Below are 12,090 nucleotides of genomic sequence, written 5' to 3' on the forward strand. Positions count from 1 at the left end.
CTGATCCCAGCCACGATCTCGCGAAACAGAAGCGCCGGCGACGTGTTACGGCCGTGCAGCAAACGCCGCGACAAGCCGGACATAGCCGGCCTGGTACGAGATTGCCGGCTCCGCCACCACCCATGGCGCGTCGCTGTTGGTGTTCCAGTCCTTGAACGACTTCTGGGGCGGCTGACCGGACGGCGGCTGCAAGGTCGGCGGCACGCCGTTGGTCGACGCCGTGGCGTTCGGGCCGCCGGGCACGTAGCCCGGTGCCGGACCGCATTCGGAAACTCCGGCGGTGCTCCACTTCGACTTTTCCCAGAACCACTTGTGGAAGACGGCGTTCACCGAGCGCGTGGCGCCGTACGACGCCATGTTGGTCAGGTAGACGATGCCCAGCGGATTGACGCCGTGGAAGTAATGCAAGGTGTCGAGCGCACGCGTGCGATACGGCGTCTTGTCCTTGATGTCGATGTCGAACAGCTCGACATCGATGTTGCTCGCGCCATAGCCGGCGCGCGGGTTGTTGCTGCCCCAGTGGTACTGCGGCTCGTGCAGGAAGTTGCGATACAGGTCATCGCCCGCGACGGAGCCGTAGATGCCGTGCCCGGCCTTGACGTCGGCCAGCTTGTCGGCAAGGAAGGTCTTGCGCAGACCCGGGTCGGCCTGCGGCAGCCGCGTGTAGGCCAGCGCCGCCTCGCCCTGATACGGCCAGTAGCGCGACCAGCCGCTGTCCCGGTATGCGTACAGATCGCGGTAGTTGGCCTTCAGATAGTCGTCGTAGCCCTTCTCGCCGGTGATGGCGTACAGATAGACCGCCGCGACTGCGGCAAGTCCCTGCTGCTGGCCAACATCGAGGTCGGCATCACCGGCGTGGATCTTCTGGCTGTCGCAGGCCGTTTCCTTCTCCGGCGTCGCCTGATACCGCTCCCACGCCTTGATCGCGCGGATTTCCAGCGCCGTGGCCTCGTTCTCCAGCGCCGGGAACTGCCGATAGACCTGCGCGGCATGCGCGAACATGCTGGCGACGGCAATGGTCGAAGACGTGCAGCTGCCGATGTAATAGCGCTTGGCCGTGTCGCGGCTCGGCGGATCCGCCGGCGTCAGATCGATCGCGCCGACCTTCAGCGCAGCACTGCCATCCGGGTTCTGCATCTTCTTCAGCCAGTCGATCTCCCACTTCACTTCGTCGATCACATCCGGAATGCCGTTGCCGGACTCCGGGATGTTGAAGTCGTCGGAGAAGACCTTCGGGTTCAGCTCGTAGGACGTCAGCAACTGGTGGACCGGCTGCATGGCATAGGTCACGTACTTGTTGGTGTCGCCGGCATCGAACCAGCCACCGCTCAGGTCACGCGCCTTGGCCGGGTTGCCGGGATCGTTGATGTCGCGCGCCTCGACATCCTGAAACTCGCGGATGTAGGCCGGTTCGTCGGCCCAGCAGGCGCCGGCAAACTTCGCATCCTTGCGGAACGCACTGCGCTGGTAGAAGAACATGCGGACCGATGCCTTCAGCGCGTCGGCATAGACATCCGGCTTGATCGAGAAGATCGCCGAGCGGCGCTTGGTTTCGGTGTCGAACACGATGTACTCGCCCGGCGCGTCGAGCTTGCTGAAATCGAACCACCAGCCGTGATCGCCGGACGAATCCTGCGTCTTGCCGAACTCCCACAGCAGCGGCTTGCCGGTGAACACGACCTCGCCGTCGGCGACGCGCCGCACCTCGTAGTCCTCGCCCGGAACGTACGGATCCTTGGCGTCGAAGCCGGCATCCGGGCTGCGGATCACCGCGACCTTCGGATCCCCCGGCCGATAGCCGAACTGATCGACGAGGATGTGCAGGTCGAGCGGCACCGCCTTCAGCGAATCCGGCACCGAGCGCGTGGCTGCGCTGACCTTGGCCACCGCTGCCGCAGCGGCAGGCGCATCGGCCGCTTGCGCGGTGCCTTCGCTGTCGTCATCGCAGCCGCTCAGCAGGCCGCCGGCCAGCACGCTGGCCATGGTGACGCGCAACGGGAAACGCAGCAGGGCGGCAACACGGTTCATCGGGTGACTTCCTGGCAAGGGGCGGCCTTGCGGCTGCTGGAACCGCAACTGTAGAGAACGCGGAGGACGCCCACCGGATCGATGAGGCGAATTTCCGGCAGGACCGGGACGGCGCTGCGGCCGCCGAAACGGAATTGTCGCGAATGCGTTGCAGTACCGGCAATCGCTCCCTACAATGCGCGCCTCGGACAGTTAGCTCAGTGGTAGAGCATCGCCTTCACACGGCGGGGGTCACAGGTTCAAGCCCTGTACTGTCCACCAAATTCAATGACTTAGGCCCGGTTTTCACCGGGCTTTTTTCATTTAGACGGAATTTAGACGCCGCCGCCGTGACGCGCTACGGCGTCCCAAACCAGCGTGCCGACCGCGCAAAGGATGCCGATACCGATCACCCACATGATTCGGGTGATCGTTCGCAGGTTGTCAGCCATCACCGGGATCGGCGCAACCGCTTCCTCGACGTTCTGCAGGCGTCGATTGATCGTCGTGTGCCGTTCCTCGCAAATTCGCTCGTGAGCGGTCATCCGGTAATCCGTCTGCCTGCGGTCGTCGTTCGCCATTTCAGCTTTCCTGGAGCGATGAGCGGGCGGGGTCACGCGAGGAACCCGAGGTCGCGCGTCGCGAAGTTCGGCAGGTTGGGGAAAATGCCGTTCAGGGCGCTGTCCGGGACGCCCATCCACTTCGCGCACGTCGCGGCGATCTGATCGATCGACGTGGTCGGAATGTACCGGCCCTGCCCGACATCCAGCGGCCCGCCGATCGCGAGGCTGGGCATCTGGCCGTAGTAGCCACCGATGACCGGCCCGCCGGCGGCGAAGTAAAACGTGCCCCAGCCGTGGTCCGAGCCGTCGCCGTTGCTGGTGAGCGTTCGGCCGAAGTCGGACTGTTCGAGCACCATCACGTTGTTCGCGACGCCCTGAGCGGTCATCTCGGTGAGGAACACGTCGACGGCCGTCGAGAACTGCGCCATCAGGCCGGGCAAGTTCGCAATTTCCGAATCATGCGAGTCGAATCCGCCGAGCTGCACGAAGAAAATCTCGCGGCCGAACCCGTCGGGAGGATTGACCTGGGTGCGCGCCTTGATCGTTCGTGCCACCTGGCGAAGCTGAACGCCAAGCTGTGATCCGGGGAAAGTCGTCACAACGTCGCCGGCTGCAGCCACGGCACTGTTGTAGATGTCGCGCTTGCTGATGGCGCTGTCATAGACGCTCCCCAGCGTCCTCGTGATCGGATTGGTCTCGGTGCGCGCGTTGGCCAGAAGCGCATTGGCCGCGGTCGACGGCCCGCCGCCAAACACGCCGCCGTGTAGGCGCGGCGAGATCGCGCCGTTGGCCGTTACCGCGTACGGAGACGTGTCTACGCCTACCTGCAGAGTCGGGTTCCCGCCGATATTGATGTTCACCGGCAGCGCTTGCGTGAGGCCTTGGGCGGCGAGGTAGTCCGCAAGACGGCCGGCCCAGCCGAAGCCGTCGTAAGCGTCCCCGGTGCCGGTCTGCACAAGCCGGGTCTGCTCGAAGTGCGAGAACAGTTGCGGCGGCAGTGAAACCCCTGCGTTGTACTGGGCCAGCGTCGTCGGCTGCACGAGATTCCCGGCGTTGCAGATCAGCGCGACCTTGCCCGCGTTGAAGCGGGTGTGAAGCGCGGACAGATTCGGGTTCAGGCCATACATGCCGCCATCGCTCGCGGTGCCGTTCAGGACGAGCGCTGAGCCTTGCGGGATCGCCAACGCACCGCGGCGAGCCGCATAGGTCGAGTAGCCCGAAAGCGGAACAACCGAAGCCCACGGGCTCAGTCCACCGTTCAGATAGACGTACACCAGTGCCTTGTAATCATTAAACATTTCAGTTCACCGTGTACTGTGGCGAGGTAATGAAGATCGACATCGCCATCACGGCGCGACGTGCGGGATTCGGGATGCCGGTCAGCGCGTTTGCGATGACAGCCTGGTTCTGCGGTGACATCCTGCCGCCGGTGAGGATGTCCGACATCCGCGCCACCAGCGCCGCAGGATCGGCCGCATACGGCTCCCAGTACGCCGTGTTCAGGTAGGCCACGCCCACGTTCGTTCCGGCAGGGACAACGCTGTAGAACTCGCTGGCATAGCGCACGCCCGCGGCGTCGCGGAACTGATATGCCAGTCGGGCCATTTCGTCGGCGGCGGCGGTGAGCGCCGATTCGGTCGCGAGCTGAAGCTCTGGCATGAAGTAGCCGGGAACTTCCGGCCGGATGAACGCCGGCTGATAGAAATTGAAAACCGACGGCGCAGACAGGAAGCGGTTCCGCAGCTCGCTGTTGAAGTAAATGTGCATCTGATCGCTGTCGTACAGGCCGTTCTCCGATGTCGCCGAGAACGCCCGATACATACGAAGCACAGCCAGCATGGGCTCCTGCGCCTTGCCCGCTGCGCTCGGAGTGCCCGGCGTCGGATTCATGGCCTCGGTATCCGTCAGGATCGCCCGCGCGACCTGCAGAAGATTCCCGTTCGTTGCGTTCCAGGCGGCGACCACGCGCGAGATGTAGGCCGGCGACGGGTTCGACGTGACCAGCTTCACGATCAGTTGGCGCGAGATGAACGGCGCGCACGACGGGTGCGCGACGAGGGCATCCAGCAAGGCGTCGATGTCGCTGTCCACAGTGCCGCCGGCCGGGATCACGATGCCGTCGATGATCGTTTTGGCTCCGGTCTCGTGATATGCCGGATAGGACGCCATCTGCGAACACAAACGACGTTCGGCCGGCGACGTTTGGTACTCCCAAATCAGCCCGCGCTCGTAGTCGGACGAAAACGGAGCGCCATTCGGGTTGGGGCCGAGGCCGGTCCAAACTGCGGCGGAGCCGGTGACCATCGGCTGCGTGTAGTTCGGGATCGGCCGGCCGTTGGCGTCGAGCTGGCGCGAGCCATCCGAGTTCAGCCGGTACAAGCCGATCGTGAACAGTTCCATGACTTCGCGCGCGAAGTTTTCGTCAGGCCGGCGGCCAGTGGCGGGGTCGGCTTTCTGGTTCTTGAAGTGCGACAGGAACACGCCCATCGTTTCGTTGCGGGAAACAGCGCCGATCAAGCTGCGGAAGCTGCCCAGCGCATGCGTGACGAGCAGATCGCCGTAAACCGCGAGGGGCTGACGGTTCTCGACGAAAAAGCCGGAATCTGCGCACACCAGAATGCCCGACAAGGCAAACGCCATGCGTTGCCGAAGCTGATCCGTCCCCAGGAGCGCGCCGCGCATCCATGGCCCGTCGCGCTGGCCTTGGTTGACTGCGGTGATACCCGTGGTCGACGGAGGCGCAGCGGCTTGCGCAGCGAACCACGGGTCAAGGTTCGTCACGCCGACAAGGGCTTCAGCCTCGGTCGGGCTCGCTCCCATCGTCGCGTTGTTCAGGAACCGAGCAGCGGTCGCGAGCGTCAGCGGCACCGCCGGGGCAGCGGCAGTCACCGTGACCTGCAGCGTTGACGCGCGAGGCGAATTCGGCGAACCGGCAAGGGTTTCGGTCACCGTGATCGAGTGCGTCTGCGCCTCGCTGAAATCTGTGGCGACCGCCCCAGTCACGATCGTCATGCCCGACAGCGCGAAGCGACCGCCGGCCGTATCGGTCAGCGACAGCGTCGAGCCAATCGTGATGCCAGAAATGGTACCGACCAGGATGGCGGGCGCGCTGCCCTCGACGATCGAGCCACCAGCGAGGGTCAAGGGAGCGAGCACGGTCGCGTCCACGATGGTGACCGTGATCGCGGTATCGCGCGGCGAGCCGGATGCACCAGCCAGCGCCTCGCGCAGCACGATTTCGTGCGTAGGGGACACATCGAAGTTGGTCGCGGTCGCACCGGCAACCAGGTTGCCGCTGTTCAGGGCAAAACGACCGCCGGCATCGTTCGCCAGCGCCAGGGTCGATCCGAGCGTGCGGCCGACGATCGCGCCGACAAGCGTGCCGGCCAGACTGGCTTCGGTCAGGGTCGCGTTGCTCAGCGTCAGCGCAGCGAGCGACACGGCCGGGGCAACGTCGGTCACCGCAATGGTGATTGCCGTGTCGCGCGGCGAGCCGGATGCGCCGGCCAGCGTCTCGCGGACCGTGATCAGATGACTCGTCGATGCGGCGTAATCGGTCGGAACGGTTCCGGTCACGATCGCAAGGCCGTTCAGCGCGAAACGTCCGCCGGCCGTGTCGATCAGCGACAGCGTCGAGCCGACAGTGCGCCCCGACAGCGTGCCAACCGCAGTGCCGGCCGCGGCCCCTTCGGCAACCACGGTGCCGGACAGAGCAAGCTGCGCAAGCGTCGGCGCAACTGCAACTGCGGCGACGGAGATCATGAGCGTCGTATCGCGAGGCGAACCGGTAGCCCCCGCCAACGTCTCGCGCACGGTGATTGTGTGCACCGCGCTGACGGCACGGTCGGTCGGCGTCGAGCCGGCGACGACGTTCATGCCCGACAGCGCGAAGCGACCGCCGGCCGTGTCGGTCAGCGACAGCGTCGAGCCGGCCGTCGCCCCGAGAATCATGCCGACTGGGGTGCCGTTTGCAGAACCGGAATCAATAGTCGCGGCGGACAGCGAGAGCGTCGACAGAACCGGTGCCGGGATTGACCCACCGCCGCCAGGCGGCGATGCAAGCGTGACGACGCCGGCATAATCCTTCTTCTTCCAGACGCCTTCGGTGGAAAGGAACGTCATGAACGCACCGGGCCGCGCCGGGCGCGGGGCGGCTTCGTCGGACAGCATGTTTTGTTCGATAGGCATCAGTTGATCTCGAAAGCGATGGCATTGCCTTGCAGGAGCAGCACACCGGAACCCTCAATCACGAGGGTGCCGGCGATAAGCAGGTTGTGATCCGCGGGGATGGCCACGACTTGGCCATGCCGGATGTGGTTCAGGGAGGCAGGCACCGACGAGAAGCGCCAAGCATGGCCGTCCCAGTGCATCGGCGTCTTGGCAACTGCTGACCAGCCGGTAACGCCAATCGCGTCCAGCCCGCCGGGGTCTGGCCGCGTGTCGCCGTGCATCGCGACGACCAAGGTCATCGCGATGAAATCGCCAAGCGGAAGCTCGGTCGTCCTCATGCCGGATCGAACCAGCGGTAAGCGAGCGGTCATGAGAGCACTCCCCGGTAGACCGGCAACTCGATCCGGACCAGCATCGCTTCAGCGGTGATCGCGGTCCCAATCTGCACGTCGGCATCAAGGCCTGAAGTGCTTTGCGTGAGCGCCCCCGCAAGCCCCGAAAAAACAGGCTCGTCAGGGACAAACTGCGCGCCGCGGATGCGCTCGACGCCGTCGGTGCGGAATCGAACGTACTGCCCAGGATTTGCCGGCTCGATCGCGACCCCGCGGACAGCCCCTGCATGCTGAGCGCTTGGCGTCGCCGCATGCGCCACCGAGTTTTCGGAGACGAAGCGAACCGCGCGGTAAGCCTCGATGCGATCGGCCGCAACGGCGGTTTGAATGCCCGCACGATCGTCTTGCGGGAGCGGCACGAACGGGAGCGCCAAAGGAATTTCGACAACCGCCCTTCCAGGCTGAACAACGATCACGCGGCCCATCAGTTCGCTCCCCTCACGGCAATGCTGAATTTCCGGGCTTCCAGAAACGTCCGGGCGTAGCCGTCCGCATTGGTCACGCGCGCGGTGAAGGTGTGCGTGCCGGGCCGCAGCGCGGCCGTCGTGGCGGCGTCGATCTCCGCGAAAGACACGCGCTGCCCGACTGCCGCGGCTGTTCCGCCGGCAGTGGAGTAGCGGTACACGAGGTCTCCGAGCGATGTCCGAATCTCGGCGACAACCGATGCGTCTTCGCCAAAGCGATAGGGAAGATCGGCATCGTCGAGGCAGTCGAAGTACCAGGCGGGATAGGTGCTCCCGTGGTCGATCTGAGCAAGGGGAATTCGTCCGTAGCTCATTTGCGGCCCCGCGACGAAAGCGCAGCGGCAAGCGCCTTGAAGAGCCCTTCCCCGAGTTTCCCGATGTTGACGGAGACAGCATCCATGCGCTCAATCAGCGCGACGCTCATCTTGGCTTCAGCCTCGCGGGCTTTCGTGAAGCGATGGAAGCTCTTCGACTTCAGCAGGTCATTGATCGCTGACTGCGGCATTTGCAAGGCTTCGGGGTAGGAACACGCCTTGCAATTTAGAGCCAGGTCACCCGCCATCGACGTGAGATTTTCCGCTGAGTCCGACCGCAACCGCGCCGATGTTGGAAAGGGCGGGAAATCGCGCCGGGGCCACCCCAGCCCCTTCCGATGGTTCGTTGACCGGCTGGCACAGAACGCCATGGCGGTCGAAGTCGATTTGGAAGAAGTGCGCGGCTTGTTGGTTGGCGATCCAATACGCGCCAAACAGCTCCGCGTAATCGGATTCGGCAAGCAGCTTCATCCACGCCATGCGCGAGCGCAGCCAGTCCAAGAACTCCGCGTGCGCTATGACAGCGTCCGGCGCGCGCTCGTCGGCTTTTCGCAGCTGGGCTGCCATCGCCCCGGTGACCCAGTGGAACCGCGACGACGCGGGGTCTTCGAGTTGCAGTCGCTCGATCGCCTCCGCATGCGCGCCAAGAAGCGGATGCAGCGTCCACGTCGCCCCAGCGATGCCGCCAAGGCTGATCGCAGGCTCCAAAGGGAAGTCGCGGCCAACATGCAGGTAGTCGCTGTAGCGCGCATCGTCACCGACGGCGAAATCGCCCTCTTCGGACATCGTCGCGAGGTAATGGCAGACCAAGAAGGTGCGTTCCTGAACCGTCATCGCAAGCGGATCGGCGACGAACGACGAGGACGGCTGCGCGGCTTCGGTTATCACCGCATGCAGGAACTCAGTCGCGGCGGCTTCATACCGGGTCGGGTGCATGGACAGAAGCCGGATGGCTTCCCCCATCGGAAGCTCCCGCATCCGGATCGACATTCGCCGGGTGCGCACAGGTGCTATCGAAATCATCAGGGCTCTCGCGTACCAATTCGGCCGTCACCGCGCAGCAGGCGCTGCATATCGCCGCGGTCGAGCGCGGCCAGGCTTGCGATCTGCATGGGGAGCGCGACCATCGTGTATCTGCCGTCGCGCGCACGAGGCGAAGTCAGCGGCTCGCTGATCGACTCAATCACCATGTCGGCGAACGTCCGATTGGCGTATGCAATCGCAATTCGCGTCGGCGCTTCGGACGGCAACAGGTACTCGATCCCGCTTCGCTCGTCGCTTGCGCCGCTGAAGATTCCGCGCTCAGCCAGCTTTTTCGGGGCGGCCCAGCGCATGAGCTGGCGGATCGGGGCTTCGACTTCCCGTTCTGGATCGGCCCAGGCCCGGAAGAGCACGGTGCACGTCAAGCGCAGCGGCGGCATGCCGTTGAAAATCTGCGTCGAATTGATTTTCGTGATCCCCGTGCGCCCCTTCGCTGAATCGACGAACCGGTCATACGCGCTCTGATTCTGGCCATCGGCCGAAAATCCGAAAAAATTGAGCACTCCGCGAGCTTGCGAGCTGAACGCCGAAAGCGCACCAGACTGCAGAAGAGCAGTGATCGCCGGGGCCTTTGATTCAGGCCCCATGTGCTCGAACGGCGATTGCCAGTTGTACTGCATCGCCATTTCTGCGCCTTCGGCGAACGGGGCGAAGACTTCCGGCTCCGACGTGTCGACGTTGCCGTCTTTGTCGAGCGCGTAAAAATGGGCTATCAGGTGCTCTGATAGCCCATCCCAACGCGATCCCAGTGCCGCCACCGGTTATCCGACGACCTTGCGCCGGCCACCGAAGATGCGACGGGTCAGCCGGTTGCTGCGCATGTTGAGCTTCAGCGCGTTCCCGGAGTGCGCCCGCCGGCGGGCTTTCTGGAACGCGGCTCGCTGCTTGCCGGTGCGCCGAATGCGCCGGAGCATGTGGTGAACGATCTTCTTTCGGCCGTGCTTGTGGCCGATCGTCATCTTGCCGCGCAGCTTGGCGCTGATCGCGTCGACCGTCATGCCGTCCATTCCGTGCACGGCGGTCGTGTAGGCGCTGTCGTACTCAGTTTCACCGTCGGCCATCTTCTCGACGAGCATGTCGCGCACGCGCATGCCGGCCTCTTCGTCCGCATCGTTCAGCAGCATGTCGGCGTCCTCGCCAGACACGCCCTTGCCGGTGATGTAATCCCATGCGCCTTCGATCGCGATGTTCAGCGCATCGATTTCCATGTCGTTCAGATCGTCGTCGCCGTCTTCATCGACGCTTTCGATCAGCATCGCGATCAGGCGATCGGACAAGGTTTCACCCTCGTCGAGATCGGCCATGTCCGTTTCGACCCAGGACATCACGATCTTGATGGCGGTCATCCGCAGATCGGTTTCGACATAGTCGGCGACGGCTTCGGCCGCGTCGAACGTGTTGACCATGTCCGCCGCAGCGCGATCCACCGCGCTGTCGAGGGTCGCACGGTCGCTCATGCGCTGCATGTAATCGGGAATGCCATTGTTCATGGTGCTTGTCTCAGTCAGCGGACGATGGATTGGGTGGCGAAAATCTGGCGAGTCGTCCCGTCGTAGCGCAGCGCGTAGGCCGCATCAATGCGGTCTTCCGGGCTCTGCCGATTCGGTTCAACCGTGAAGCGGAAAGCCGCGCCGTCGAGGTCTGCGCTCGGAACGAGCCAGCCAGCGCCCTGCGCAGATTCAAACAGCGCCTGCATGTAGTCGCGGGCCTTTCGCGTGGCTTCTGAAATCGGGAGATGGATGACCCCCCGAAGAAATTCGGTGATTCGGTTGTCGAGATCGGTCGACATATCCGAGACCGCGATCAGCTTGCGGAAGCTCGAATTCGTGCGTGCCAAGGTCAGCGAGTCGGCGAAGACATACTGCCCTCCGCCGTCAAAGCGCTCGAACAGCACCGGATTGATGTGCGCGTTCGCAAGATTCGACAGGTCGGCCTGCGTCGGCATGACGAGCTGACGGATACCGGTTCGATTGATCGGGTTCCCGCGGCCGGCGATCGGCCGGTTCTTCGCAGCGAGTCCCTGCGCGTTCGTCACAGCGTTGCGAGCGCATGCGCGCGCGATGTTGTAGGCCGCAGTGCCGATGACTGCGCGCCCGCCGTTCAGGGCGTCATCGGACTGGATTGGAGCCCAAAATGCCGCGCAGTAGTGGCTGTCGATCGCGAGCTGGTTCACGAACGCGATGGCTTGATCCGGAAGCAGAGTGCCGGCCACGTCGAAGCGGAACTGGCGGCCGGTGTCGTAGGCAAGCTGCGCCATCTGCGCGAGAAGGGCGGTCGACTGCGATCCGCCCGACGCGATGTAGTCGAACTGCAGCGTCGTTTCGGCCAGCCGGGTTCGTGCGAGCGTGTAATCCGCCGCCATGTACCCCGTGCTGCCTTCCAGGAAGTACGAAAGGACGGCGGATTGCGCGGTGCGATCTAGGCCGTTCGCGTCGCGGCCATAGGCGTTCGACCCTACGCGGATCGTCCCGCCCGGCGGGACGACGAACTGCACCGACTCGTTCTCGTCGAACTGCGAGGCGACGCTCGGCAGGTACAGCGACCGGCCGAAGTCATCAAGCGCCGCCGCGTTCAGCGATCCGGTCACGCTGAACAGGATTTCCCCATCGACCGGATCGCGCAGCTGCACGGTCACGGACGTGGCATCGACCTGCGCCCCATTCATCATCAGCGCGTCGGCGTGCACTTCGACCCGGATGCCGTCGGCAAAGCAATCCATGTGCCGAATCGCCATCAGGTACGCCGTGCCAGGCAAGCTGGCCGACACGCTGAACGCCAGATTGCCGGTGACGGCGTCAGCGGTGACGATGATGTAGCTCAGGGATGCGCCGGCAGTGGTGAGTCGGTGCACGACCGCCGCTGCCGCGCCACTGTTCAGCGCCTCGTTGACCTGTACGAGCGCCTCGTTCAGTGCCGAGGCCCGAATGGATTCGCCGCTTCCGAGGCGGCGCAGTGCGTTGCCGGCATTGACCAGAAACGGGCGATCAATGCGCCCGCGCTTTGATCGCATCGGGACTGCAAACACTTGGTCCGATTGATCAGGCGCGAAGCCTTCGCTCAGATCGCGAAGGGGGCTGAGCTGAACGCCAGGCTGCGCGCCAAGCTGTCGGACGAATGCCTTGACCATGATCGTAGCTTC

At 64.3% G+C, this 12,090-nt stretch carries 12 protein-coding genes and 1 tRNA gene; 1 reads left to right on the forward strand and 12 read right to left on the reverse strand.

Annotated elements, in window-relative coordinates; translation table 11 throughout:
* Positions 1-45 precede the first annotated feature (45 nt).
* Positions 46-2,028, reverse strand: a complete 1,983-nt coding sequence (locus tag QZ951_RS07820) for a glycoside hydrolase family 9 protein (protein WP_292999980.1) — start codon at positions 2,026-2,028, stop codon at positions 46-48.
* Positions 2,029-2,214: 186 nt separating this feature from the next.
* Here QZ951_RS07820 and QZ951_RS07825 point away from each other — a divergent pair.
* Positions 2,215-2,289: transfer RNA gene (locus QZ951_RS07825), tRNA-Val, on the forward strand.
* A 53-nt stretch (positions 2,290-2,342) separates the two neighbouring features.
* Here the strand turns inward: QZ951_RS07825 and QZ951_RS07830 are convergent.
* From QZ951_RS07830 to QZ951_RS07880, 11 genes are read right to left on the reverse strand one after another with little or no spacing between them, the layout of a single operon-like run.
* Positions 2,343-2,588: a hypothetical protein gene (locus QZ951_RS07830; protein ID WP_292999981.1), complete on the reverse strand. Its 246-nt coding sequence runs from the start codon at positions 2,586-2,588 to the stop codon at positions 2,343-2,345.
* A gap of 32 nt (positions 2,589-2,620) precedes the next feature.
* Positions 2,621-3,868 carry a DUF1501 domain-containing protein gene (locus QZ951_RS07835; RefSeq protein ID WP_292999982.1) on the reverse strand — a complete coding sequence of 416 codons (1,248 nt, stop codon included), beginning with the start codon at positions 3,866-3,868 and terminating at the stop codon, positions 2,621-2,623.
* A gap of 1 nt (position 3,869) precedes the next feature.
* Positions 3,870-6,758 carry a DUF1800 family protein gene (locus QZ951_RS07840; RefSeq protein ID WP_292999983.1) on the reverse strand — a complete coding sequence of 963 codons (2,889 nt, stop codon included), beginning with the start codon at positions 6,756-6,758 and terminating at the stop codon, positions 3,870-3,872.
* The gene (locus tag QZ951_RS07845; RefSeq protein ID WP_292999984.1) at positions 6,758-7,111 is read right to left on the reverse strand and encodes a hypothetical protein; all 354 of its coding nucleotides are present in this window, start codon (positions 7,109-7,111) and stop codon (positions 6,758-6,760) included. The genes QZ951_RS07840 and QZ951_RS07845 overlap by 1 nt, the downstream gene beginning before the upstream one ends.
* A complete protein-coding gene (locus tag QZ951_RS07850; protein WP_292999985.1) occupies positions 7,108-7,557 on the reverse strand; it encodes a hypothetical protein in 450 nt (149 codons plus the stop codon). Before QZ951_RS07850 ends, QZ951_RS07845 begins: the two co-directional genes overlap by 4 nt.
* Positions 7,557-7,910, reverse strand: coding sequence for a hypothetical protein (locus QZ951_RS07855; RefSeq protein ID WP_292999986.1), 354 nt, complete (start codon positions 7,908-7,910; stop codon positions 7,557-7,559). The genes QZ951_RS07850 and QZ951_RS07855 overlap by 1 nt, the downstream gene beginning before the upstream one ends.
* Positions 7,907-8,158, reverse strand: a complete 252-nt coding sequence (locus tag QZ951_RS07860) for a hypothetical protein (protein WP_292999987.1) — start codon at positions 8,156-8,158, stop codon at positions 7,907-7,909. The genes QZ951_RS07855 and QZ951_RS07860 overlap by 4 nt, the downstream gene beginning before the upstream one ends.
* The gene (locus QZ951_RS07865) at positions 8,148-8,873 is read right to left on the reverse strand and encodes a hypothetical protein (RefSeq protein ID WP_292999988.1); all 726 of its coding nucleotides are present in this window, start codon (positions 8,871-8,873) and stop codon (positions 8,148-8,150) included. Before QZ951_RS07865 ends, QZ951_RS07860 begins: the two co-directional genes overlap by 11 nt.
* A 59-nt stretch (positions 8,874-8,932) precedes the next feature.
* On the reverse strand, positions 8,933-9,709 hold the full coding sequence (locus QZ951_RS07870) for a hypothetical protein (protein ID WP_292999989.1): 777 nt from the start codon (positions 9,707-9,709) through the stop codon (positions 8,933-8,935).
* A gap of 3 nt (positions 9,710-9,712) precedes the next feature.
* A complete protein-coding gene (locus tag QZ951_RS07875) occupies positions 9,713-10,441 on the reverse strand; it encodes a hypothetical protein (RefSeq protein WP_292999990.1) in 729 nt (242 codons plus the stop codon).
* A gap of 14 nt (positions 10,442-10,455) precedes the next feature.
* Positions 10,456-12,078 carry a hypothetical protein gene (locus QZ951_RS07880; RefSeq protein WP_292999991.1) on the reverse strand — a complete coding sequence of 541 codons (1,623 nt, stop codon included), beginning with the start codon at positions 12,076-12,078 and terminating at the stop codon, positions 10,456-10,458.
* Between the last annotated feature and the right edge of the window lie 12 nt (positions 12,079-12,090).

It is taken from the genome of Nevskia sp. (assembly GCF_021732705.1).
Classification (GTDB): Bacteria; Pseudomonadota; Gammaproteobacteria; order Nevskiales; family Nevskiaceae; genus Nevskia.